The 24,146-nt window shown below is 31.7% G+C and carries 23 protein-coding genes; 17 read left to right on the top strand and 6 right to left on the bottom strand.

The features are described 5' to 3' along the window. Nucleotides 1–20 precede the first annotated feature (20 nt). Entirely contained in the window at nucleotides 21–185 is a 165-nt protein-coding gene (locus MY490_RS17165) for a hypothetical protein (RefSeq protein WP_248266760.1), read from the top strand. On the opposite strand, the gene MY490_RS17160 is transcribed toward MY490_RS17165, so the two are convergent. Next, complete coding sequence (locus MY490_RS17160) at nucleotides 171–356, bottom strand: YhzD family protein (protein ID WP_248266759.1); 186 nt, start codon at nucleotides 354–356, stop codon at nucleotides 171–173. The two genes, MY490_RS17165 and MY490_RS17160, sit on opposite strands and share 15 nt — an antisense overlap. A 336-nt stretch (nucleotides 357–692) precedes the next feature. On the opposite strand from MY490_RS17160, the gene yhaM reads away from it, so the two are divergent. Next, complete coding sequence (gene yhaM / locus MY490_RS17155; protein ID WP_248266758.1) at nucleotides 693–1,631, top strand: 3'-5' exoribonuclease YhaM; 939 nt, start codon at nucleotides 693–695, stop codon at nucleotides 1,629–1,631. 68 nt (nucleotides 1,632–1,699) lie between these two features. Then, nucleotides 1,700–1,903 (top strand): sporulation YhaL family protein, encoded by a 204-nt coding sequence (locus MY490_RS17150; protein WP_248266757.1) that lies wholly within the window; start codon nucleotides 1,700–1,702, stop codon nucleotides 1,901–1,903. A 558-nt stretch (nucleotides 1,904–2,461) separates the two neighbouring features. Here the strand turns inward: MY490_RS17150 and MY490_RS17145 are convergent. Further along, on the bottom strand, nucleotides 2,462–3,283 hold the full coding sequence (locus MY490_RS17145) for a peptidylprolyl isomerase (protein WP_248266756.1): 822 nt from the start codon (nucleotides 3,281–3,283) through the stop codon (nucleotides 2,462–2,464). 432 nt (nucleotides 3,284–3,715) lie between these two features. Between MY490_RS17145 and MY490_RS17140 the strand changes: the two genes are divergently transcribed. Both MY490_RS17140 and MY490_RS17135 read left to right on the top strand, forming a co-directional pair. Continuing rightward, nucleotides 3,716–3,799: a YjcZ family sporulation protein gene (locus tag MY490_RS17140; protein WP_098234279.1), complete on the top strand. Its 84-nt coding sequence runs from the start codon at nucleotides 3,716–3,718 to the stop codon at nucleotides 3,797–3,799. A 98-nt stretch (nucleotides 3,800–3,897) separates the two neighbouring features. Then, nucleotides 3,898–3,987, top strand: a complete 90-nt coding sequence (locus MY490_RS17135; RefSeq protein ID WP_097973758.1) for a YjcZ family sporulation protein — start codon at nucleotides 3,898–3,900, stop codon at nucleotides 3,985–3,987. 280 nt (nucleotides 3,988–4,267) lie between these two features. On the opposite strand, the gene MY490_RS17130 is transcribed toward MY490_RS17135, so the two are convergent. Both MY490_RS17130 and MY490_RS17125 read right to left on the bottom strand, forming a co-directional pair. Continuing rightward, nucleotides 4,268–4,828: an HTH-type transcriptional regulator Hpr gene (locus tag MY490_RS17130; protein WP_097973757.1), complete on the bottom strand. Its 561-nt coding sequence runs from the start codon at nucleotides 4,826–4,828 to the stop codon at nucleotides 4,268–4,270. 353 nt (nucleotides 4,829–5,181) lie between these two features. Continuing rightward, entirely contained in the window at nucleotides 5,182–5,619 is a 438-nt protein-coding gene (locus MY490_RS17125) for an HIT family protein (protein WP_248266755.1), read from the bottom strand. Between the two features lie 1,831 nt (nucleotides 5,620–7,450). On the opposite strand from MY490_RS17125, the gene MY490_RS17120 reads away from it, so the two are divergent. Genes MY490_RS17120 through MY490_RS17110 form a run of 3 tightly spaced genes read left to right on the top strand, consistent with a single transcriptional unit; the run spans nucleotide 7,451 to nucleotide 10,146 of the window. Further along, a complete protein-coding gene (locus tag MY490_RS17120; protein ID WP_248266754.1) occupies nucleotides 7,451–8,188 on the top strand; it encodes an ABC transporter ATP-binding protein in 738 nt (245 codons plus the stop codon). Beyond that, entirely contained in the window at nucleotides 8,185–9,405 is a 1,221-nt protein-coding gene (locus MY490_RS17115; RefSeq protein ID WP_248266753.1) for an ABC transporter permease, read from the top strand. Before MY490_RS17120 ends, MY490_RS17115 begins: the two co-directional genes overlap by 4 nt. A 12-nt stretch (nucleotides 9,406–9,417) precedes the next feature. Continuing rightward, a complete protein-coding gene (locus MY490_RS17110; protein WP_248266752.1) occupies nucleotides 9,418–10,146 on the top strand; it encodes an EcsC family protein in 729 nt (242 codons plus the stop codon). A 230-nt stretch (nucleotides 10,147–10,376) separates the two neighbouring features. Here the strand turns inward: MY490_RS17110 and MY490_RS17105 are convergent, their stop codons facing one another. Further along, complete coding sequence (locus MY490_RS17105) at nucleotides 10,377–11,576, bottom strand: M20 family metallopeptidase (RefSeq protein ID WP_432707090.1); 1,200 nt, start codon at nucleotides 11,574–11,576, stop codon at nucleotides 10,377–10,379. A 197-nt stretch (nucleotides 11,577–11,773) separates the two neighbouring features. On the opposite strand from MY490_RS17105, the gene MY490_RS17100 reads away from it, so the two are divergent. From MY490_RS17100 to hemY, 4 genes are all read left to right on the top strand, one after another. Next, nucleotides 11,774–13,909: a transglycosylase domain-containing protein gene (locus tag MY490_RS17100; protein WP_248266750.1), complete on the top strand. Its 2,136-nt coding sequence runs from the start codon at nucleotides 11,774–11,776 to the stop codon at nucleotides 13,907–13,909. A gap of 389 nt (nucleotides 13,910–14,298) precedes the next feature. Then, nucleotides 14,299–15,342, top strand: a complete 1,044-nt coding sequence (gene hemE / locus MY490_RS17095) for a uroporphyrinogen decarboxylase (protein WP_248266749.1) — start codon at nucleotides 14,299–14,301, stop codon at nucleotides 15,340–15,342. Nucleotides 15,343–15,365: 23 nt separating this feature from the next. Next, the gene (gene hemH / locus MY490_RS17090) at nucleotides 15,366–16,298 is read left to right on the top strand and encodes a ferrochelatase (RefSeq protein ID WP_248266748.1); all 933 of its coding nucleotides are present in this window, start codon (nucleotides 15,366–15,368) and stop codon (nucleotides 16,296–16,298) included. 27 nt (nucleotides 16,299–16,325) lie between these two features. After that, nucleotides 16,326–17,747: a protoporphyrinogen oxidase gene (hemY, locus tag MY490_RS17085; protein WP_248266747.1), complete on the top strand. Its 1,422-nt coding sequence runs from the start codon at nucleotides 16,326–16,328 to the stop codon at nucleotides 17,745–17,747. A 141-nt stretch (nucleotides 17,748–17,888) separates the two neighbouring features. On the opposite strand, the gene yhfH is transcribed toward hemY, so the two are convergent. After that, nucleotides 17,889–18,008, bottom strand: a complete 120-nt coding sequence (gene yhfH, locus MY490_RS17080; protein ID WP_432707089.1) for a protein YhfH — start codon at nucleotides 18,006–18,008, stop codon at nucleotides 17,889–17,891. Between the two features lie 192 nt (nucleotides 18,009–18,200). Between yhfH and MY490_RS17075 the strand changes: the two genes are divergently transcribed. The 5 genes from MY490_RS17075 (at nucleotide 18,201) to MY490_RS17055 (ending at nucleotide 24,117) form a co-directional block, all read left to right on the top strand. After that, nucleotides 18,201–18,935 (top strand): MBL fold metallo-hydrolase, encoded by a 735-nt coding sequence (locus tag MY490_RS17075; protein ID WP_248266745.1) that lies wholly within the window; start codon nucleotides 18,201–18,203, stop codon nucleotides 18,933–18,935. Between the two features lie 10 nt (nucleotides 18,936–18,945). Further along, nucleotides 18,946–19,935, top strand: coding sequence for a lipoate--protein ligase (locus MY490_RS17070; RefSeq protein ID WP_248266744.1), 990 nt, complete (start codon nucleotides 18,946–18,948; stop codon nucleotides 19,933–19,935). Between the two features lie 148 nt (nucleotides 19,936–20,083). Further along, nucleotides 20,084–21,616 carry a fatty acid--CoA ligase family protein gene (locus MY490_RS17065; RefSeq protein ID WP_248266743.1) on the top strand — a complete coding sequence of 511 codons (1,533 nt, stop codon included), beginning with the start codon at nucleotides 20,084–20,086 and terminating at the stop codon, nucleotides 21,614–21,616. A gap of 460 nt (nucleotides 21,617–22,076) precedes the next feature. Continuing rightward, the gene (locus MY490_RS17060) at nucleotides 22,077–23,354 is read left to right on the top strand and encodes a M48 family metallopeptidase (RefSeq protein WP_248266742.1); all 1,278 of its coding nucleotides are present in this window, start codon (nucleotides 22,077–22,079) and stop codon (nucleotides 23,352–23,354) included. 481 nt (nucleotides 23,355–23,835) lie between these two features. Next, nucleotides 23,836–24,117, top strand: a complete 282-nt coding sequence (locus MY490_RS17055) for a hypothetical protein (protein WP_248266741.1) — start codon at nucleotides 23,836–23,838, stop codon at nucleotides 24,115–24,117. Nucleotides 24,118–24,146: the final 29 nt, after the last annotated feature.

The raw sequence follows: 24,146 nt of genomic DNA, 5'->3' as shown, positions 1-24,146 counted from the left end.
ATGCACTTAAAAGTAATCCTATGGCTGTTGAGCAATTCTCGACAGCTATTTCATTAAAAGGGACGTTCCTGGCCAAGCAGAAGTTAGAAAATGTTGAAACTTTGATTGGTAGTTTAAACATTAATTTAGATGGAAAAACAAGCTGCGATAAATTTTCGCAGCTTGTTTCATTATGGATGAAATAAAAGTAGTTTACCAGTTTGACTAATGCAACGGTGTGTTTTATCAAGTGCACCGAGTGTAGTAAGTTTTTCTGTACCAATTTTTTTTGCTTCTAAGTCAGAATTAGCTTCAAATTGTTCATCGACAATTGATTCGCCACTTTTTTCAAAAGCTGTAATTCGATATGTTGCCATGTCCTAGACCTCCCTAAAGTAGTTGCGATATTACTATTTTGGCATAGATTGAAAAGCTGTGTAAAGTAATAATTTGAATTATAAAAAAATTCAGTTCAGATTTAAAATTTTGACATTTGTAGGTATAACGGATTTTAAGAATTGTTAGATTATGTCTTAATTTTTTGTAAGAACATTGTTGGGCTAAGTATCTATTTTAACGTATAATAGGATAAGTAAAACGACTAATACATAATTTGATTTTCCTTTTTTATTTTGTGAAATTAATTTTCCAAAATATTTTAAGCTATTTACTTAAGTAGAGCTTAAGGAAGCATATACAAAATGGAGGTACTTATGGATAAAAAAGTATATGATTATGAAGTTGGCGAACGATTTGTAACATTTTTATTTGTCAAAGCTGTTACTAAAGGTGTAGCAAGTAATCAAAAAACATTCTTATCTTTAACTTTACAAGATCAAAGTGGAGATATTGAGGCGAAACTTTGGGATATTTCTTCAGAGCAAGAAGAAGCGTATGTTGAAGGAACTGTAGTAAAAGTTGAAGGGGAGCTTCACGATTATAGAGGAAAACTTCAACTTAAATTACGCCAAATTCGTCCAACTAAAGATACAGACGAAGTTAATCCGGAAGATTTTTTCGCAAGAGCACCAGTTTCTAAAGAAGAATTATATGAGAAAATTACTTCATATATTAATAATATGACCAATGAAAAACTTAAAAAGCTTACTGAGTATCTAGTATTAAAAAATCAAGAAGATTTTCTTGATTTTCCAGCGGCTACTAAAAATCACCATGAATTTGTTTCTGGTTTAGCATACCATGTTTTTTGTATGTTGAAATTGGGTGAGTCAATTGCGAATTTATATCCTTCGATCAATAAGGACTTACTATATGCTGGAATCATACTACATGATTTAGGAAAAGTAAGAGAGTTATCTGGTCCAGTTTCAACAAAGTATACTGTCGAAGGTAATTTGTTAGGACATATCTCGCTTATGGCAATTGAAATTGGAAATGCTTCAATCGAGCTAGGTATTGAGGGAGAAGAGGTCACTGTTCTACAACATCTTATTTTAAGTCATCATGGTAAGTATGAGTATGGTAGTCCAAAACTACCTTTAATTAAAGAAGCGGAAATATTACATTATATTGATAATATCGATGCAAAAATGAATATGTTAGACCGCGCACTTGAAAGAGTTGAACCAGGAGAATATACAGAGCGTATTTTCCCATTAGAAAATCGTAGTTTTTACAAACCAAAATTTTAAATTAATCATACTTCCTCTTTATTAGCCATATAATGAAGCAAATGCTTGTCTACTAAGGAGGAAAATCAATGCCAATTTTACCATTTTGGATGTATATCGTGATTTTAGGAATTTTTGTAAGTGGATTTATGGTGCTTTACACCTCGAAACAAGAAAGAGATGCAGATGAAGCTTACATTGAAAAAGAGGGAGAAATTTACTTACAAAGAATTAAAGAAGAAAGAGAACGAAGAGAGCAATTACTTATTAACTCTGAGATTTCATCCAATTAAAAAACCTGCCATTTAGGCAGGTTTTTTAATTGGATGAAATATAAAGTCATCAATAGGGAAACGGACTTTAAATGAACAGTTAATAATGATAAAATTAGCATTTTTTGAATGATTTTTTAATGGTTTTAAATGTAAAAGTGTTTGAGCAATTTTATTATTCGAATAACACTAGTAATGATTTTTTTAGAAGTTAAAAATATTATGGGCTTTTTTAGGGAAAAAATTTTATAGTTTAGTTTAACAATTGTTCGGTATTAATTGATCTACAAGCTGATTAATATACAACAGTTAGATTACTCTAAGTAAAAGCTATTTGACTAGTATTTAATTACAGACTTTTTTTAATTGTATAAGTTGATTGGAACGGAGGGGTGATCGACTCCTATGGGATTAGCGGGAAGGCTGAGACCCCGGAGGCTCAGGTCTCGCCCCATGGAAAGCGAGCACCCTGTAGTGGAAATCAACATCACTTTACTCCTTTTACGAAAATTTGGTAATTTAATTGACAAGGTTGTTTTTCAACAGCGTGAAAAAACCTGCCATTTAGGCAGGTTTTTTTTATGATTTTTTCTCTTGTTTTTCTAAGTCTTTATCTTTTACTTTAAATTTAGCTTTTTTAAGAAGTTCATCAGAGAATGCTTGGAAGTTTTCTTGGCTTAGCTTAGACTCAGCAATTTTTTTACGAGCATCTTTTTCGTTAGCAGTCTTTTTACCAGTTAATTTAATAACATGGTATCCAAATTGTGATTTAACTGGTTGGCTAATTTCTCCAACTTTTAATTTATAAGCAGCTGCTTCGAATTCAGGTACCATTGCACCTTCTCCAAAATAGCCTAAATCTCCACCTTTATCTTTTGAACCAGTGTCAGTAGAATATTTTTTTGCTTCTGCTGCAAAATCTGCACCTTTAGCTAATTCATCTTCAACTTTTTTAGCTGTAGCTTCATCTTTTACTAAGATATGGCTAGCTCTAATTTCTGGTTTATATTTTGCTAGATCAGCTTTAGTTACTGAAGCTTCAGCAGCTTTTTCAGTTAATAAATCGATTTTAACACGATCCTTAAATGCTGCTTCATCTTTAAATCCGTACTGAGCTAAGAAAGCTTTAAATTGGTCACCATTTTGTGCTTTGTACTCATTGAACTTAGCGTCAACATCTTTATCACTAACTTTGTAGTTTTTCTTTAAATAATCTTCAATAGCCATTTGCTTAAGCATTGCTAATCCCGCTGTATCTTTCATCTTGTTATATAAATCTTTAGATGTGATATCTCCCGCGTTAGATGTAGCAACAACATCGTTACTAATACCAGCAGATCCACATGCTGCTAGTCCGAATACTGAGGTAGCTAAAACTGCAGATACGATTAACTTTTTCATTTAAACATCTCCTAATAAAAATTTAAAATGATTTCTTATAAAGAAAAATTTTACTTATTAAAGTATGGAGCTTAAATCTTAATTTTTCCTGTATTTAGACATACCTTTTACTGGAAATAACTTCACTTAATATAACATATTTTTCTTCAATGTGACAAAGTTTATCCAAAAAAAGAATAATTTGGTATGCTTTTTAATTAAATATTAATTAATTTTAAGGAAACTTGAACTAGTTTTAAATGAAATGTAGGCAATATAAGAGAAGGGGAATAAATGAAGGCAGATTTCTATTTTTTTATATTTTAACTCCTGACTTTGTCTAAAAATCATGTTTTTCCTGCAAATTAAAAACTTGTCAATCGTGACATTCGCCCAATCATTTAAGGCATTCGTCTATATATTATTATGGATTACTGTTAGGAGGGTGGAAAAATGGAGGGGAAAGCATCGCGTGAATTTGTATTAATCGTGATCCTGTTTATTTTGTTAATCATTATTGGGTGTTCATTTTTATAAGTAGTATGAATCTTCAAAAATGAAGGTTATTTATACATTTGCCCAGACCATTTTTTACTACACGCATAAGATAAGATATGTAGCAAAAGGAGGTGTGAATGATGGGCGTAGGATTCCATGGTGGAGGATTTGCGTTAATCGTTGTATTGTTCATCTTATTAATTATCGTAGGAGCAGCTTGCATCTAATTTGTAAATAAGACAAATATTCGACCGGAGGTATTGTACCTCCGGTTGAGTTTTTATTCCAGATTAAAATAGTTAATGATGTACATATACTTTGTTAAATGAAATTTAGAAATATAGAAATGGAAATGAGCCTGAAGGATTTAAAGAGGTAATTATGTGAAATTTTGAACAAAAGTGGCCGAAATAAAAAGCGGAAGGATTTAATTAATCTTGCCCCGCTTCTATTTATTTGTACAATTTCAAAGACAAATAAACTGAAATTGTAGCTTTAAAGAAGATATTAAGGTTTCTTAATTAAACGATTATCTTCTTCAATAAATTCTTTATCTATGTTACCTAACGTTGTTTCAAATATATCCATAAAATCTTTTCCATAAATATTACGTAAAATAGCCATAATTTCCATATTTTCTGGAAATTTACCATAAAATTCTTTTAATGGTAAAGTACCTTGAAAAACTGAATTTGTCTCTGGATCAAATTCACCTAGAATCTCTAATAGCATATCTTTACCTTTTTCTGTTAATTCAATATACGTATTACGTTTATCTTCTACTTTTTTAGAAAACACTAATAAACCACGTTCTTCTAGCTTTTTAGAGAAGTTAAAAGCTGTCGATACGTGCATTACACCAAATTTAGCAATTTCAGAAATAGACGCACCCTTTAAGTGGAAGGCGATCATTAAAATATGATGTTCATTGATATTTAAATCATAGGGCTTAATCCATTGTTGCCAGTCCTTTTCAACTGACTTCCATAATGCTTTAGAAATTTGGGCAATTCTTTGACTAAAAATCAAAGCTTCTTTCATTGTGTATAATTTTTGTTCAGTTTTCATCAATTCACCTTCTTTTCTATTTAACTATCTATTTATTATTATGCCAATAATATGTGAATAAATAAAGAACTTTTAGTTAGAATTTTTAAAAATTTTCACAAAGTAGTTGATAAAATTCTACATTTTTATATTATAATTAAGTGTTGTGGGTTGTAAAAATTATGCTTATATAATAATTTTAGCGAAACTATAGAGTGATTGTCGATAAAATATTATTGGTAATATAGTAAATATATAATATAACGCTATAAAAATATAGTATAAAATGCAGAAAATAGATGGAATTTACATAAAAAAAACGAAAACAGGAGATATTCACTCTCCTGTTTTCGTATATAAAAGGGATTATTTTATTATTTTTTAATAATGTTATTTTCGATAGATTTTGCAATCTCTTGTAGTGTTTCATTTGTGTATTGATTTTGGTTTGAATGCCATTTTACATCAAAGCCATCATTATTTCCGTATCGTGGTAAAATATGCATATGATAATGAAATACAGTTTGGCCTGAAACTTCACCACTATTATTTAAAATATTTACACCTTGGACATTAAAAGTTTCTTTCATTGCATTCGCAATTTGAGGTACTTTTCGGAAGTATGTACTAGCTGTCTCTTCACTCATTTCGAATATGTTTTCAACATGATCCTTTGGAATGACTAAAGTGTGTCCTTTTGTAACTTGACTTAGATCTAAAAAAGCTAAAATATCATCATCCTCGTATACTTTTGAAGCTGGGATGCTACCTTCAACAATTTTACAGAAAATACAATTAGCGTCATGTGCCATTTTTTATACTTCCTTTCACTTTTTTCCTTATTTTAACATAGGCGTAGGTTAAAGGGGAAATAGGGCCAGGAAAAAATAAACAAGAAGCAACCTATGTTGCTTCTTGATGAAGGGGAAAGAATATTGGAGTAATTATAAATTGTCTTTAACAGACACCTCATTTGCTTTAATGTTCAATAAATTGGTACACCTTATAAGAAATTTATATGCTCTGGTCGAGACACCTCATTTACAAATTGGTATACTAAAACCTTTGTTTATAAGTGATAATGTTCAAGCTAACCATCTCCTTATGATGTTTTCACTGCTGTTTTATACAACGATGTTTTATCTATGGAGAAATTTCACTTCAACATCTACCCTTGCATAGGTTTGAACGCAAATTAAATTACCTTTAACACACACCTCATTTCAAATTTTTGAATTAGAAAGTGTGTTGCTTTCCCTTCAAAACTTATGATGCCCTGTATAAAAGAAAGTATGCAAAAACAATAAAAACAAAAGCAGTTTTAGACTAATTAATTTATTTGGATTATTAAAAGTATAGTATAGGGACGGGAAGGACGTGCTCTCGATGAACAAACCTAAAGTGGACATCTAGAAGTGGGTAACATAACTTCTATTCTACAACCTAAAACAAGAAGCAACTAATGTTGCTTCTTGATGAAGAGGAAAGAATATTGGAGTAATTATAAATTGTCTTTAACAGACACCTCATTTGCTTTAATGTTCAATAAATTGGTACACCTTAAAATAAATTTATATGCTCTGCTCGAGACACCTCATTTACAAATTGGTATACTAAAACCTTTGTTTTTAAGTGGTAATGTTCAAGCTAACCATCTCCTTTGATATTTTCACTGCTGTTTATACAACGATGCTTTATCTTGGGAGACTTTTCACTTTAACCGTTACCTTGCACAGGTTTGAACGCAAATTAAATTACCTTTAACACACACCTCATTTCAAATTTTTGAATTAGAAAGTGTGTTGCTTTCTCTTCAAAACTTATGATGCCCTGCGGTAAAGAAAGTATTCTTAATAGGGGATGAAAATTTAAAAGACATCAAAGGATGAGAGGAAAGCTAGATAACAGAGAGGGACTTGAATCAGATTGAAGAAATGGCCGTTAGTTAATTGGATAAATAAGGTATAGATTAAATGAATTAGTTGTTTGGAGCGGATGATGACAAGGTGGCTGAGGTCTCGACCCATGGAAAGCGAGTATCCTGTAGTGGAAATCAACAATCATTGTTCTTAATAATAACTTAAAAAGTTTGTTTTTCAACAAATAAAACAAGGAGCAACCAGTAGTTGCTCCTTGATGAAGGGGAAAGATTTTAGAAAATGATTTTAGGTTAATAAGTTAAATTGTCTTTAACAGACACCTCATTTGCTTTAATGTTCAATAAATTGGTACACCTATAAATAAATTATATGTTCTGCTCGAGACACCTCATTTACAAATTGGTATACTAATGACCTTTGTTTTTATAGATCATGTTCAAGCGCACCATCTCCTTAGATATTTGCATTGCTGTATATGACAACGATGTTAATCTTTGGAGATACCTCATTTCACTTAAACAAGTATCTGACTTAGGTTTGAACGCAAATTAAATTTCCTTTAACACACACCTCATTTCAAATTTTGAACTGGAAAGTGTGTTGCTTTCCCTTCAAGAATTATAATACCCTTAACCTAAAATAGTATTCAAAAAAAGAAGGATTTTTTTTTAGCATTCCATAAATATGATAATAAGGAAGTTAAGATTATTATTTGATACAATAAAATTTATAGGAAAAGTACATTTGAAAGGATTTGTAAAGAATGACTTTATTACATGTAAAAGATGTCACAGGTGGATACACTAGACAGCCTGTCATTAAAGATATCTCGTTTACGATTAATAGGAATGAACTTGTTGGGTTAATCGGGTTAAATGGTGCCGGTAAGAGTACGACTATAAAACATATATTAGGACTTTTGAAACCATTTAAAGGTGACATATTAATTAATGGTGAATCTTTTGATAAAGATCCAACTGCATATCGTGCTAGCATATCATATGTTCCTGAAACACCGATGATTTATGATGAATTAACTTTGCAGGAACATCTTGAAATTACAGCCTTGGCATATAATATTCCTGAAAAGGATTTAAAAAAACGTAGTGAAGAGCTATTAAAAACATTTAGATTATATGATAAAAGAAAATATTTTCCTTCTACATTCTCTAAAGGGATGAAACAAAAGGTAATGATCATTTGTGCCCTTATTGTCCAACCACAGTTATACATAATAGATGAACCCTTTTTAGGATTAGATCCAATCGCGATAAATGATTTACTTGAGATTTTGAACAATGAAAAAGAAAAAGGAGCAGGCATTTTAATGTCTACTCATATTTTATCGACTGCTCAAATTTATTGTGATTCATTTATTATTTTGCATGAAGGAGTAATTATTGCAAAAGGTACATTAAACGAATTACAAACTCAATATAAGATGCCAAATGCTTCATTAGATGAAATTTATATTTTTGCAACGAAGGAAAAAGAAATATGAGTACGATAAAAGATTTATGGTTAGCACGGTATAGGAGCTTCATAAAAGAAGTGAGTAAATATGGTCGTTATATTTTTAATGATCATATAAAATTTGTAATTGTTTTTGGGTTTGGAGGGGGAGCATATTATTATCAACAAATGCTAAAAACAATTTCTCCAGACTTTCCGGCTATATTACTAATTGCTATTCTTTTTAGTTTTCTTGTTGTAACAGGTCAAGTAACTACTTTTTTTAAAGGACCTGATTTACATTATTTACTACCTTTAGAAAAAAAGATGAAAAGCTACTTTGTCCGTTCCTTTTTCATAACGTACATCATTCAAGTTTACTTAATGTTAATGATGTTAGGTGTTATTTATCCAATTTATAAGAAATTTTCACTAGGACAAACAACAAGTTTTATCGTCTTTATTGTAATAATTTTCTTATTAAAAGGATACAATCTCTTTGTTTCATTCTTGCACCTTACAAATAGTGGTGTTTTAAACCGAGCTTTTGATTATTGTTTAAGGTTACTAGGTACTTTCTTATTTATTTATGGGTTATTAAGTAAATGGAGCAGTTTTTTCCTTGTCATAATGATTGTCATTTTAGCTGTTTATGCATTATCTAATCAAATAGGTAGTAAAAATAAAAGAGTACAATGGGAAAGAAATGTTAAACTTGATACTTCAAGACTAGCGACTTTTTATCGATTTGCGAATATGTTTACTGATGTGCCGTCTATTCAGCAACAGGTTAAGCGAAGAAAGTGGGCCGATCCAATCATTAATAAAATTAAAATGAGAAATGCTGCGAATTATTTACTAGTTCGTACATTCATCAGAAATGGTAACTATTTAAGTATGTTTTTAAGACAACTTTTCGTAGGTGGGTTTGTAGTTTACTTGGTGCCAACTACAATTGGGAAAATATTGATTGGCATTTTATTTCTTTATGTAATTTCCTTACAGAATATGTCAATTTTAAAACAGTATAACTATCATTTGCTGTGGAAAATTTATCCTTATACAAATGAAGAAAATAAAAAATCTATTTCGACACTTTTGTATATACTACTAATAATATGTAGTCTAGCTTTTAGTATTATTGGTTTAATAAAGGGCTTGTCAATCTTAAACTTTATTATTGCAATCGTTGTGTATACTTTATTTTCAATGTGGTTAATTAAATTTTATGTGCATAAAAGGTTAAGTAAGCCACAAAAATTGTAAAGGGTGGACAAAATGGATTCTTATGAACTTCGTATTCAGTACGAACTATCTAGATGGAAACAGAAAGTAATGTCAGATTCAAATATTTTTCAAACTTCTGCAAAAAAAGTTCAGTTAAAGCTTCAATCATTATTACCAGAACAAATCCAAGATTTGCTCACAAAAACCGTTAAAAATATGATGGTTTTATTCATGGGAGGATCTACTATTTTTAATGGCAGTGATGAAGAATATAAAGCATTAACACTTAGAGAAAGAGATTTAATCTTAGATAAAAAATTAAACGAGTACAAAAAGATTTCAGCTGTAGAAGGTGCGGGAACAGGAGCAGGTGGAATATTACTCGGTCTTGCCGATTTTCCGTTATTACTTGGGATAAAAATTAGGTTTTTAGTTGAGGCAGCAAAAATTTATGGTTACTCACCTAAAGATGAGCTTGAAAGACAATTTATGCTTTATATTTTTCAACTTGCTTTTTCAAGTGATAGCCATCGGAAAAAAGTATTTCAAGTTATTGAAAAGTGGGAAGATAAAGTAGATGAAAATCCTCAAGTCAATTGGGAGCAATTACAACTAGAATATCGAGATCATATCGATTTAGCAAAACTTCTGCAATTAGTCCCTATTATTGGAGCACCGGTTGGAGCTTATGTAAATTATCAACTTCTTGAACAATTAGGTGAAACAGCTAAAAATGCTTATCGATTAAGGTATATGAAGAAGAAGGACGATTTGATTTAAAGAGTTACATACTAAAAGGAGAACTAAAAAGTTCTCCTTTCAGACTGTTGACAAACGCTCGCTTTCTTCGTTACTTCGCCTGTCTGCGGTGCTCATTACCGTTTAAGGTAACTCCGCTCCTCACCAGGCTTCGCGCCTCGAAAGACAAGCGCTTGCAATCAGTCTGAAAATCAAGTTTTTAGTACTTTGTCTACACACTAAAAGGAGAACTAAAAAGTTCTCCTTTTTTTTTATTTTTGCTCAACTAATTTTTGTGATTGTTTTAATGAAGTTAATGTCACGGACCCTAGTGTTTTTGCTGCAATTAGCATTGCTTTTTCGTCAAAATCAAATTTTGGATGGTGATGAGGATATGCTTCTGTAATGTGAGGAGGTTTAGCTCCTGTGAAGAAGAAGGTTCCTGGTACTTTTTGTAAGTAGTATGCGAAATCTTCACCGCCCATTTTAGGGTCCATTTCTATTAAATGACTAACTTCATCAATTGATTCGGCTACTTTAACTAATAAATCAGTTTCTTTTTCATGATTTACTACTGGAGGATATCCATCATCGTACTTATATTCGTATGTAACATCATTTGCTAGACAAATCCCTTTTATGATTCTAGCTATTTGTTTTTTTACTTTTTCCTGTGTTTCCTTTTTGAACGTACGAACCGTTCCTATTAAAGTTGCTCGATCGGCGATTACATTAAAAGCATTTTTTGCTTCGAAACTTCCAATCGATAACACTACAGTGTCAATTGGATTTGTTTCACGACTAACAACTTGTTGAAGAGCCATAACAAGTTGACTAGCAATAACAATACTGTCCTTTGTTCGATGGGGTTCTGCACCATGACCGCCTTGACCTTGGATTGTGATTGAAAAACGATCAGCTGCTGCCATGATTGGTCCTTTTCGATAACCAATTGTTCCTAAATCTTCAATTGCCCACAAATGGGTTCCATAAACCTCATCAACACCGTCTAAACAGCCATCTGCAATCATAGAAATTGCTCCACCTGGAGCATATTCTTCTGCATGTTGGTGAAGGAACACAACCTTACCGTCCCATGAATCTTTTTGCTCATGAAGTGCCTTTGCTAAATATAATAGTGTAGCAGTGTGACCATCATGACCACATGCATGCATAACGCCAGGTACTTTTGAGGAGTAAGGAACATTTTTCTCATCTTGAATAGGTAGTGCGTCAAAATCAGCTCGTAAAGCGATTGTTTTTCCGGGGTTACGACCATGAATTGTAGCAACAACACCATTTCCACCTATATTTGATTTGAATGGAATATTTAATTGTTGATAAAAGTTTTGAATGAATTTTGCTGTCTCGTATTCTTTAAATGAAAGCTCAGGATTTTCATGTAAGTATCTACGTGTAGATACCATTTCGGGATAATATGAATCTAATAAAGAAAATAAATCTGACATTATTTCACCCTCCTACTTACTATCTATATAACCTATTCAAGAAATGTAATTGATATCCTTCAAAATTATCTTCAATTAAGAAATGGCGAAAAATGTATTTCCGAGGAAATATACATCGAAAAAAAGGAAATAATGACTTATTGATGGGAATAAATGGATATACTATTTGTTATATGGTAAGAGAAATGAAGGTGAAATAATTGAAAAAATGGGGATATTTAGCAATAGGACTGTTAGGTGTCCTGTTAATTAGCTTTGTTGGATTTTTACTAATCGTTTTCCTAGGCAATTATGTTATAGATGAAGATAAGTTAGTCGTCCACTCATCATCGGAAATGGTAGATTTAGAGGGGAATTTTGTATCAAAGCTATATAATGAAAATCATCAAATCGTTTCAATTAGTGATATACCTGATTATACTAAACAAGCAGTAGTTTCAATTGAAGATGAACGTTTCTATAAGCACCATGGAATTGATACACAATCAATTTTTCGGGCTATAGTAAATGATATAAAGGCATTTAGTAAAGTACAAGGTGCGAGTACGCTAACTCAACAACTTGCAAAGAATGTTTTTTTGACGAACGATAAAACATTTATGAGAAAAACAAAGGAAGTAATTATAGCAATTAATCTAGAAAGAAAGTATACAAAAGATCAAATTCTAGAAATGTATTTAAATCAGGTATATTTCGGTCACGGGGTATATGGCATCGGCGGAGCTGCAAAATATTATTTCGGAAAAGATGTTAAAAATTTAACTATCGAGGAAAGTGCTTCGTTAGCAGCCCTATTAAAAGCTCCATCACATTATGATCCAGTCACACAACCAGAGCGATCTTTAGAACGTAGGAATCTTGTTCTTTATAAAATGCTAGATACGCATTATATTACCGAATCTGAGTATCAGAAAGCCAAAAGCAAACCATCAGTATTACATATTACGGAACAAAAATTTGAAAACGGATATGCTACATATATTGATATGGTTATAAAAGAAGCAAAAGAGAAATATGGCATTTCTTATGACCAACTTTTAAATGGTGGATACAAAGTTGTCGTTCCAATCCATAAAAAAACACAATTAACCGCCTATAAATATTTTAAAAATGGAAACTATTTTCCGGGAACTGATCAAAATGCAGAAGGAGCCTTTGTATTAATAAACTCCGAAACAGGCGGTGTAGAGGCAGCAATTGGTGGTAGAAATTACTATTTTCAAGGTTTAAATCGTATTAACGTGAAAAGGCAGCCTGGTTCAACAATGAAGCCCTTACTTGTCTATTCGCCAGCGCTTGAAACGGGAAACTACAATCCGTATTCTTTATTACCAAATGAACAGAGTGCGTTAGGAGATTATAAACCGAAGAATTATAATGGAGTTTATACGAAAACGATTTCGATGTTTAATGCATTAATAGAGTCAGCAAATGTGCCGGCAGTTTGGTTATTAAATGATATTGGAATTGATAATGCGAAAGAGTATTTAGAAAAAATGGATTTGAATATTCCCGATGAAGGTTTAAGTATGGCACTTGGAGGACTGAAAATTGGTTTAACACCATTAGAGCTAGTAAAAGCATATAGTGCCTTTGATCATGATGGAGATGCATTAGAGCCTTTTGTTATTAATGCAATTTATGATCGGAACAATGAATTAGTTGCTGAAGCGAAAATAAAGGAATATAAAGTGTTTTCATCACAAACCTCTTGGTATATGACAAAAATGCTTAAAGGTGTTGTAAATGAAGGGACAGCTAGTAGAGGAAGTTTTACTGGCGATTTAGCTGGTAAAACCGGATCTACAAATATACCTGGCCAAACAAACGGAAACAAAGATGCTTGGTTTGTAGGCTATACACCTGACGTAGTAGGCGCAATTTGGATGGGATATGATAAAACAGATTCAAAACATTTTTTAAGAAATGGTAGTACATATCCAACCATTTTATTTAAAAAGATTTTAAGTGAAGCAGGAAGAGAACCATCTACTAAATTTAAAAAGCCAAAAAATATAGACGATTTAGAATCACCGATAAATTTAGAGCCTATTTCTAATGTTCAATCAAAAGTATCATTCTCTCCATTTGGATTATTCACTGTCGTCATTAATTGGAATGCACCAACTGACCACAGACAACAATATCGAATCTATCGAGTGAAGAATGGAAAAGAAAAATTAATAGATACTGTTACTGGTTTAGATGAGTACAAAGATTCCTTTGTAAATGTATTTAATGTCCCTTCTTATTATGTAGTACCGTACAATCCTCAAACAAAAGAAGAAGGTGATAGGTCTAAACTTGTCAAACCCAACATAAGAAATAAGGAATAGACATTTTAAGGCTCTCCTTCTTATCAAATGATTTGAAGGGGAGTTTTTTATTTTCTATTAAAACGATGATCGTAACTATATCTCTTAAAAAAGAATAGTAAAGAGATTAGCAAGTTTGAACGATGAGATAACGATTAACCGAACATTAAAAAAAGAATTAGAAAACTTCTTTATTATTAATAAATAAAGATTATTAATTCGATATTTTAGACATATTTTGATATAATTTTTAATGGGAAAAGTCTGGTAGTAAAATAGGCCTATTAATTGAGAAAAATTGTTAAATCAGTGAACATTATGTGTCAAAATTCGAGTTTTCTATACAATTAATGGTTCAATCAGTATATTTAATAGTAGAGTTTGGAATAGTGAAAGGGAGACTTTGAAGGATGAAAAAAGATTTTAACGATACATTTCTTAAAGCGATTACAGGAGAAGAAGTAACGCATACACCAGTTTGGTATATGAGACAAGCAGGGCGTTCTCAGCCAGAATACCGAAAAATAAAAGAAAAATATTCTTTATTTGAAATTACTCATCAACCTGAGTTATGCGCTTACGTAACAGCGCTACCAGTGGACCAATATAATGTTGATGCAGCTATTTTATATAAAGATATTATGTCGCCACTTCCCGCAATTGGAGTAGACGTAGAAATTCAATCAGGAGTAGGACCGGTAATTAGCAATCCTATTCGTTCTTTAGCAGATGTAAAAAAGTTAACTGATATTCATCCAGAAGAGCAACTACCTTATATCTATGAGACGATTAAATTATTAACAACAGAGGTTCTATCTGTTCCATTAATTGGATTTGCAGGTGCACCTTTTACAGTTGCTAGCTATATGATCGAAGGTAGACCGTCTAGAAACTATAATAAAACAAAATCATTTATGTACGCAGAGCCAGAAGCATGGTTTGCTTTAATGGATCATCTAGCAGACATGACGATCAAATACGTTAAGGCACAAGTTAAAGCTGGGGCAAGTGCAATACAATTATTTGATTCATGGGTTGGTGCATTAAATGCAAATGATTATCGTATTTATATTAAACCTTGTATGGAAAAGATTTTTACAGCACTTAAAGCAGATCATATTCCAACAACGATGTTTGGAATTGGCGCAAGCCATTTAATTCATGAATGGAATGAACTGCCTGTAGATGTAATTGGTCTTGATTGGAGAACTTCTATTACTGAAGCTCGCTCTCTAGGGATTACGAAAACACTTCAAGGTAATTTAGATCCTGCGTTTTTATTAGCACCATGGGAAGTTATTGAGAAACGTGCGAAAGAAATATTAGATGAAGGTATGGCAAATCCAGGTCATATTTTCAACTTAGGTCATGGGGTATTCCCTGAAGTAAATCCTGATACTCTTAAACGATTAACTAGTTTTGTACATGAGTATTCATCAAGGGTTAAAGCTTAATATAAAAGGACTATGGTGATGACATGAAAGAAAAAATCGGTTTATTAGTTATGGCTTACGGCACGCCATATAAAGAATCAGATATAGAGCGTTATTATACAGATATTCGTAGAGGTAGAAAGCCTTCACCTGAGGCGTTGGAAGAACTGACTGAACGATATCGTGCAATTGGAGGAATCTCTCCATTAGCAAAAATAACAATTGAACAAGCAAAAGCATTAGAAGAAGATTTAAATAAGATCCAAGACAATGTAGAATTCAAAATGTACATTGGACTGAAGCATATTGAACCATTCATAGAAGATGCAGTAGAAGATATGAAAAAAGATGGTATAACAAAAGCAGTAAGTATCGTACTTGCACCACATTATTCTACGTTTAGTGTAAAGTCATATAACGAACGTGCTACAAATCATTCAGAAAAAATTGATGGACCAAAAATTATCCATGTAGATGATTGGTACAAAGAAGAACGATTTATTCAATATTGGGTTCGTGAAGTGGAAGCAATTCTTGAACCAATGAATGAAGAGCAACGTGTGAAAACGGCGTTTATTTTTTCAGCACATAGTTTACCTGAAAAAATTCTTAACTTTGGAGATCCATACCCAGAGCAACTTAAGGAAACTGCCGAGTTAGTCGTTCAGCAATCTGATATTCGTCATTATTTTCTAGGATGGCAAAGTGCTGGTAATACACCAGACCCTTGGCTAGGACCTGATGTTCAAGATTTAACACGTGAGTTAGATGAAAATTATGATTTTGAAACTTACGTCTACTTACCATTAGGATTTGTAAGTGAGCATTTAGAAGTACTGTATGATAATGATATAGAATGCAAACAAGTAACGGATGAAATTCAAAAAGCATATGTTCGTCCACCGATGCCTAATACGGATCCATTATTTATTAGTGGGCTTAGTACGGTTGTATTAAGAAAATTGAACGAACAATAATATGGTTTTGAAATAGGAGGTAAAGAAGTGAATAAGAAGGTTGTCATTATTGGTGGCGGTATTACTGGATTGACATCTGCCTACTATTTAAAACAAGAAAAATTAAAAAATAATCTGCCAATTGATATTCAATTAATTGAAGGTTCATCAAGGCTTGGAGGAAAAATCCAAACAATTAGGAAAGATGGATTTGTTATTGAGCGTGGCCCTGACTCGTTTTTGGCTAGGAAAAAGAGTGCATATCGATTAGCAGAAAACTTAGGGATCCAAGATCAAATCGTTTTTAACTCTGCTGGAAAATCATACGTATTAGCCCATAATAAATTACATGGTATGCCAGAAGGTTCAAACATGGGGATTCCTACACAAATCAAGCCTTTTATTTTTTCAGGTCTATTTTCACCAGCAGGAAAAATTCGTGCAGGCTTAGACTTTGTTTTACCAAAAACACATGTCCAAGGGGATATGTCACTAGGTAAATTTTTTAGAAGAAGACTAGGTAATGAAGTAGTTGAGAATCTAATTGAACCCCTTTTATCAGGTATTTATTCAGGTGACATTGACCAAATGAGCTTAATGGCAACGTTCCCTCAATTCTTCCAAATTGAACAAAAACATCAAAGTATTGTTCTAGGTATGAAAAAAGAGATGCCTGTGAAGAAATCGAAAGGTCCGAGAAAAGGAATTTTCCAAACTGTAAGTACAGGTCTTCAAACAATCGTTGAACGAATTGAAGAAGAGTTAGATCAAGAGGAAGTTTTAAAAGGTGTACAAGTAGTTAATATTAATAAAATTGGAAAAAAATATGAGGTTGTACTTAGCAATAATGAAAAGATAGAATCAGATTCCATTATCGTTACTGTACCTCATCGTTTCATTCCACAACTATTTAACAACAAACCGGTATTTGAGCCTTTCAAAAAAGTTCCTTCTACATCAGTTGCGAATGTTGCACTTGCATTTCCAGAGCATGCAATTAAGAAGGATATAAATGGTACAGGCTTTGTTGTTTCACGTAATAATGACTATAATATAACAGCGTGTACTTGGACACATAAAAAATGGGCACATGCATGTCCAAAAGGTAAAGTTCTATTACGCTGTTACGTTGGACGACCTTACAATAAGGAAATAGTCGATAAAACGGATGAAGAACTTGTTGAAATTGTTTTAGAAGACTTAAGAAAAACGATGGATATAACTGAGAAACCAGAGTTTTATATTGTTTCAAGATGGAAAGATGCTATGCCTCAATATACGATTAATCATAAAGAGCGTACGAAAAATATGGAACAATATTTACAAAAAGAAATGCCTGGTGTATCGGTAATCGGTTGCTCATTTTATGGATCCGGCTTACCAGACTGCATAGATCAAGGTGAGAAAGCAGTTTCAGATACAATTGAATACTTGTTCGCACATGAAAAACAAGCTGTTCGAAGCTATTAAGGCTTTTAAAACAATTAGTAAAGAATAGAGCAACCAAAAAAGTAGATTGATACTTTTAGGTTGCTCTTTTTATTATGTCTCTGTACTAATCATATGTTTAATCATGTCATTAAGAAAATTGCTGATCCTAAAAGACTTTGCTTAAAAACTATCTTTTAAGCATTTTGAACAAGTGTTACTGTAGCAATCATGTTGTTCTTCAATCGTCGAATTACAGTGTTTACATAATTTCTTTGGTAATAGTTTTAAAAATTCGGACATTTTTACAAGCATGTTACCCTCTCCTTTAGTTAACTTATTAGTATTGTATTACTACAACTTATTTTGTGTCAATCTGTATTAGTACAATTTTTAAAAAATAATCTAAACGCCTATTTTTACTAAACAGTAAGGACGAGCTTATAAATTTAAATTTTCATAGAAATAATAAGTATAAAGGAGTGTGTTTGTTTTATGAAAGTAACCGTTATTGGTTATTGGGGCGGCTATCCAGGTAAAGGTGAAGCAACTTCATGTTATTTATTTAAATCCAAAAATTTTAATCTATTGGTTGATTGTGGTTCTGGTGCATTAGCTACATTACAAAATTACATTGATCCTAATAGCTTAAATGCTGTAATCCTGTCACATTATCATCATGATCATATGGCAGATATAGGCGTATTACAATACTTCAAACTTGTAAACGCTGGAAAGGATAAGTTTGCTTTACCTATATATGGACATAACTTTGATAATGTAAAATTTAATTCGTTAACATATAAAGAAGCAACAAAAGGTTATGAATATCATCCAAATGAAGCTCTTGACCTAGGTCCGTTTACTATTCGATTTATTAAAACAGTACATCCTGTAGATTGTTTTGCCATGCGAATTGAAACAGCAACTCACTCAGTAGTCTATACAGCTGATTCGAGCTATACGGAAGACTTCATACCGTTTTCTTCCAACGCGGATTTGCTTATAAGTGATTGTAATATGTATGAAAATCAAGATGGAGCTAAAGTGGGGCATATGAGCAGCAAAGATGCTGCAACAATTGCAATTGAGGCGAATGTAAAAGAATTATTATTATCACATCTTCCTCATAGCGGTAATACAAAAGATTTAATAAGTGAAGCCCAAAAGTATTATAATGGACTTGTTCATTTAGCTTATACAGGATTTGAATGGAAATCAAAATTATAGGAGGAAACACATGCTATTTTTAGATAATAGGGGAATAACGGATCCAACATTAAATTTAGCGATGGAAGAATATGCGCTAAAAAATCTAGATCCTGAAAATACATACTTTTTATTTTATATTAATGAACCATCAATCATTATTGGTAAAAATCAAAATACTGCCGAGGAGATTAATGCTTCATATGTAAATGATCATAATATCCACGTAGTTCGAAGATTATCTGGTGGTGGAGCGGTATATCATGATTTAGGCAATCTTAATTTTAGTTTTATTACAAAAGATGATGGTGACAGCTTTCATAATTTTAGAAAATTTACTGAACCAGTGATCGAGGCATTAAAGGAACTCGGTGTGAATGCTGAACTTAGTGGAAGAAATGATCTATTAGCAGAAGGCAGAAAAATCTCAGGTAATGCACAATTTTCTACTAGAGGTAGAATGTTTAGCCACGGTACATTGTTGTTTGATAGTGATATAGATGAAGTTGTAAATGCATTAAATGTAAAGCTAGAAAAAATTCAATCTAAAGGAATTAAATCAGTCCGAAGTAGAGTTGCAAATATTAAGGAATTTTTAAAAGATGATTTAACAATCTTAGAATTTAAAGATTTAATTTTACAATCTATTTTTAAAGAACATGGGAAAATAGAGCGATACGAATGGACAGATGAAGATATAAAAAATATTAAAGAACTTGCTGAGAGTAGATACCGAAATTGGGATTGGAATTTTGGGAAATCCCCTAAATGCAATATCCAACAAAGTAAAAGATTTGCAGCTGGTTCGATTGATCTTCGTTTAGATGTAAACAAAGGAATCATTGAGAATGTTAAAATTTATGGTGACTTCTTTGGGGTAGGAGATGTATCTGATATAGAACAACTTCTGATTGGTAGTAAATTTGATCAACAAGAGATTGAAAATAAGCTAAATGAAGTTAATTTTACACATTATTTTGGTAATGTAACGAAAGAAGAATTTATGAGTTTATTATTTTAAAAAAAGAGTAGGAGACTACTCTTTTTTTGTTTGATAAAAAATCAGAAGTCTAAAAAGTGCTAGTTTTCACACTTGTCAGAATTGTTTTCTAGCAATATAATATATTTAGAATATTTTAAATTTTTATTTTTAAAGGGGGTAGTTTTTCTTGAATTTAGTTGAAACACTGTCACAATCAGCTTTGAGGCATCCTGAACATTCTGCTATTATTTTTGAAGGGCAGACATTTTCATACTCAACACTAGAGACCTATATTACGAAATTTGCGAGTGGTCTCTCAAAATTAGGGATAGAAAAAGGAGATAAAGTAGCTCTAGTTGTTGGTAATTCTCCTCATTTTATTATAGCACTATATGGTGCGTTGAAGGTTGGAGCGGCTGTAATACCAGTTAATCCTCTATATGCACCAGATGAATTAGTATACATATTAACAAACGGCGACGCAAAAGCAGTTATCACCTTAGACTTATTTCTTCCACTAGTAGAAAAAGCTTCACCGATTCTTCCTACTATCGATCACTTCATTATTTGTGAAACAAAACAAGAGAATCCTTATGAATTTGAGAGCAATAAATTGAAATCGTTTACAAATGTAGTTGGACTTGGAGATATAGATTTCAAAGGACCTGAATTGCATGATGATGATTTAGCGGTCATTTTGTATACTTCTGGTACAACAGGAAAACCAAAAGGAGCTATGTTAACGCATAAAAACTTATATTCAAATGCTATGGATGCTGGGCACTTCTTAAGCTTTTCAAATACAGAAAAGGTAATTGCAACTCTACCTGCTTTCCATGTATTTTGTTTAACTGTAGCTTTAAACGCGCCTTTAATGTATGGAGCTACTGTTATTTTGGTGCCTAAATTTAGCCCAAAAGAAATATTTGATATTATTCGTACATACAAAGCAACTGTATTTGCAGGAGTACCAACAATGTATAATTTCTTATATCAATTCCCTGAAGGAAAAACAGAAGACTTTGAGTCAATTCGACTATGCATTTCAGGTGGTTCTTCATTACCTGTTGCACTTTTAGAGAATTTTGAGAAGAAATTTAAAGTTATTATTTCAGAAGGATATGGATTATCAGAAGCTTCGCCTGTTACGACGTTTAATCCATTAGACCGTCCAAGAAAAGCAGGATCAATTGGGACAAATATTAGCAATGTAGAAAATAAAGTTGTAAATGCTCTTGGTGAAGAAGTAGCAGTTGGTGAAGTAGGTGAATTAATCGTCCGCGGACCAAATATAATGAAAGGCTATTATAATATGCCAGAAGAAACAGCAATGACGATACGAGATGGCTGGTTATATACTGGTGACTTAGCAAGAATAGACGAAGATGGTTATTTCTATATAGTCGATCGAAAAAAAGAATTGATTCTTGTTGGCGGCTATAACGTATACCCTCGTGAAGTTGAAGAGGTAATTTATAATCATCCAGATGTTGTAGAATGTGCGGTGATTGGATTACCAGACGATAATTTTGGAGAGAGTGTAAAAGCTTATGTTGTGTCAAAAAATCCTTCATTAAGTGTGGAGACGTTGACTGAATATTGCAAGGCACACTTAGCAAAATATAAAGTACCGAGATCAATAGAGTTCATTCCAGAGCTTCCAAAAAATGCAACTGGTAAAATACTTAGAAGAGCATTGAAAGATTCAGTTAGACAATAATTTGAGATAATAGAGGAGAGAGCTCTTTTAGGGGATCTCTCCTATTTAATAGGGATATAAAGTTGTAAAGGAATTACACACTAAAAAATGTACAGACGTTACTCTTTCAAATGGAAAACATGCAAAACTGTTCTACTTCTTTCAAATTTCAAGACTGCTAATTATCTATAAAATAAAGTTAAATTTATACTAGAAATGAAATGTACCTCCGATATACCCACCTCACATTTTAAATTTCACTCTATTAAAATAGATTACTAATTCCTGTATTTATAAAAACAGATTATGGTCTGACTAATTTATTCTAAAAGTGTCGGACGGAACTTCTTAGTTAGATATTGGTTGTATCATTATTTTCCTAAAAATCCCTTTAAAATAGAAAAAAGTATTTAAAAAATATAATAGGTTGAAGTTCTAAAAAATTGGACAAAGTTGATAATATAGAATGGGGGGAGATTTTATGAAAAAAGCAACTAAATCTAAACTAACCAAATTCATCTGTCTAGGCTATCTCGTTTATATCATTTTAGTCCTGTTATACTTTTATGTTTTTACGACTTCTGACCTACCTTCAAAATATAAAGGAACGTTTGTTGATCCACATACATTCATGAATCATAAGGAAGCTAATTTAAGTTCTAGTTATAGCACTTTAAAAAATGTTCTTTACTTTATTACCTTGCCGATTGATTGGATTGTATTATCGCTTTTATTATTAAGTGGATCAATTGAAAGATTAGGTGACTCATTATCTAAGTTGACTAGATTTAAGTTTATACAAGTCTTTTTATATTTCTTCTTTGTATCAATCGCTACATATATCGTTTCATTTCCAATTGATTTCTATCGATTTAAATTATCGACGAAATACGGATTGTCTGTTCAAACATTTAATGCCTGGATGAAGGATGAAATGATTAGTTTTTGGATAAATTTTGGAATGATGTTTTTTGTGATGTATGTTGTGTATTTGTTAATAAAAAAACAGCCAAAGAAATGGTGGCTAACTGCATGGCTATTAAGTATTCCTTTTACGATTTTCTTAACGTTTATTCAGCCTGTAGTAATTGATCCCTTATATAATGATTTTTACCCATTAAAAGATAAAAATCTTGAAAAGAAAATTATTACCCTAGCTAAAGAAGCAAATATTCCTGCACATCGTGTATATGAAGTAAATATGTCCACTAAGACAACTACTTATAATGCATATGTTACTGGTATAGGTAAAAACGCTAGGATTGTATTATGGGATACAACTCTAAAAGGACTTACTGAAGATGAAATTATGTTCATCATGGCTCATGAAATGTCACATTACGTCCATAAAGACATCTATAAATCAATGTTTGGTATGTTAGCAGGTAGTTTAGTCGGTCTGTATATCATTCATTTATTAATGAAGTACGTATTATCAAAGAGTAGGAGTAGTCATTCAACCGATAAAATGGCCGTCATCCTAACCTTATTTTTGATCATAAGTGGAATTGTAGGTTTTATTTCTGATCCGATATCAAATGCATTTTCAAGAAGTGCCGAAAAAAGAGCAGATTTATATGCAGTTAAGCTAACACATGATCCGGAGGCAGGAATTATAGCATTTCAAAAGTTATCCAAAAACAGTTTGTCTCAAGTAAATCCACCATTTTTAGTGAAATTGTTTAGATATGATCATCCGACAATGTTGGAAAGAATGAAGTATTTAGAGGCAGCTGAAAAAACAATCAACAATAAATAGAGTTAATTATTGAATGTTTAGCTTGTAGATTGATTGGTTTTATACCAATATCTGCAAGCTTTTTTTAAAATTTAAGAAAAACCCTTTAAATGTCTAAATTGTACAGGATTAACTACTTTAAATGTGTCATTTTATAAAAAGTTATAAAGTTTGTTAAAAAATTCACAAAATTTTCATTGAATCAATAATAGCTTTAGTTTACATTGAATTTAGTAAAACTTAGTAAAATTTTACTTAATATTCTATTTCTATGCGATACCTAAAATTAATTTCAATTTATTGAATGAAGTAATCGCAAATTTAAAGGAATCTATTTCATTTTTATAAAGGTGGTGAAATTATAAAAAAAATACTTTTAATACCTATTTTAATACTTTCGTGTGTACCTTTTATTATTATTTTAATTAATTTTACAAAAGACAATGGAAGTCGAATTGAAGATTTTCAATTAGGGTATGTAATTAACTCTGAATCTCAGAAAATGGAAAAATATGATGGAGTTCTTGACCTAAATAAAAATATTTGGGTATCTGTGAACTATCAATATCCTAGGGAAGGGGAGGATGAAAAAATTGTTCCAAGAAAATTAGTAATAAAAAATAAAAAGGATTTAGTACTGTTTCAAAAAAACTGGACAGAAGAAAAAGAAACATCTGGATATAGCTTCACTTTAGATAGTACTAGGCTTTATAAAGGTCAATTTAAAATTGAACTTTATAAAAATAATAAGTTAACAAAGAAAAAAAATTACAAATTCAAATAGTTTCTAAAAGGAGATGTTGATATATTAAT

This window comes from Gottfriedia acidiceleris (genome assembly GCF_023115465.1).
GTDB classification, from domain to species: domain Bacteria; phylum Bacillota; class Bacilli; order Bacillales; family Bacillaceae_G; genus Gottfriedia; species Gottfriedia acidiceleris_B.
Note: the sequence above shows the minus strand (reverse complement) of the source record. Positions and strands in the feature narration are given on the sequence as shown.

Excerpts from the sequence above, each read along its gene's own strand:
- hemH (WP_248266748.1), top strand. The coding sequence starts at position 15,366 with ATGAAAGAAAAAATCGGTTTATTAGTTATGGCTTACGGCACGCCATAT.
- MY490_RS17160 (WP_248266759.1), bottom strand. The coding sequence starts at position 356 with ATGGCAACATATCGAATTACAGCTTTTGAAAAAAGTGGCGAATCAATT.
- hemE (WP_248266749.1), top strand. The coding sequence starts at position 14,299 with ATGAAAAAAGATTTTAACGATACATTTCTTAAAGCGATTACAGGAGAA.
- MY490_RS17140 (WP_098234279.1), top strand. The coding sequence starts at position 3,716 with ATGGAGGGGAAAGCATCGCGTGAATTTGTATTAATCGTGATCCTGTTT.
- MY490_RS17125 (WP_248266755.1), bottom strand. The coding sequence starts at position 5,619 with ATGGCACATGACGCTAATTGTATTTTCTGTAAAATTGTTGAAGGTAGC.
- MY490_RS17135 (WP_097973758.1), top strand. The coding sequence starts at position 3,898 with ATGATGGGCGTAGGATTCCATGGTGGAGGATTTGCGTTAATCGTTGTA.
- MY490_RS17110 (WP_248266752.1), top strand. The coding sequence starts at position 9,418 with ATGGATTCTTATGAACTTCGTATTCAGTACGAACTATCTAGATGGAAA.
- MY490_RS17120 (WP_248266754.1), top strand. The coding sequence starts at position 7,451 with ATGACTTTATTACATGTAAAAGATGTCACAGGTGGATACACTAGACAG.
- yhaM (WP_248266758.1), top strand. The coding sequence starts at position 693 with ATGGATAAAAAAGTATATGATTATGAAGTTGGCGAACGATTTGTAACA.
- MY490_RS17145 (WP_248266756.1), bottom strand. The coding sequence starts at position 3,283 with ATGAAAAAGTTAATCGTATCTGCAGTTTTAGCTACCTCAGTATTCGGA.
- MY490_RS17165 (WP_248266760.1), top strand. The coding sequence starts at position 21 with ATGGCTGTTGAGCAATTCTCGACAGCTATTTCATTAAAAGGGACGTTC.
- MY490_RS17070 (WP_248266744.1), top strand. The coding sequence starts at position 18,946 with ATGCTATTTTTAGATAATAGGGGAATAACGGATCCAACATTAAATTTA.
- MY490_RS17115 (WP_248266753.1), top strand. The coding sequence starts at position 8,185 with ATGAGTACGATAAAAGATTTATGGTTAGCACGGTATAGGAGCTTCATA.
- MY490_RS17075 (WP_248266745.1), top strand. The coding sequence starts at position 18,201 with ATGAAAGTAACCGTTATTGGTTATTGGGGCGGCTATCCAGGTAAAGGT.
- yhfH (WP_432707089.1), bottom strand. The coding sequence starts at position 18,008 with ATGTCCGAATTTTTAAAACTATTACCAAAGAAATTATGTAAACACTGT.
- MY490_RS17055 (WP_248266741.1), top strand. The coding sequence starts at position 23,836 with ATGGAAAAATATGATGGAGTTCTTGACCTAAATAAAAATATTTGGGTA.
- MY490_RS17130 (WP_097973757.1), bottom strand. The coding sequence starts at position 4,828 with ATGAAAACTGAACAAAAATTATACACAATGAAAGAAGCTTTGATTTTT.
- MY490_RS17060 (WP_248266742.1), top strand. The coding sequence starts at position 22,077 with ATGAAAAAAGCAACTAAATCTAAACTAACCAAATTCATCTGTCTAGGC.
- MY490_RS17150 (WP_248266757.1), top strand. The coding sequence starts at position 1,700 with ATGCCAATTTTACCATTTTGGATGTATATCGTGATTTTAGGAATTTTT.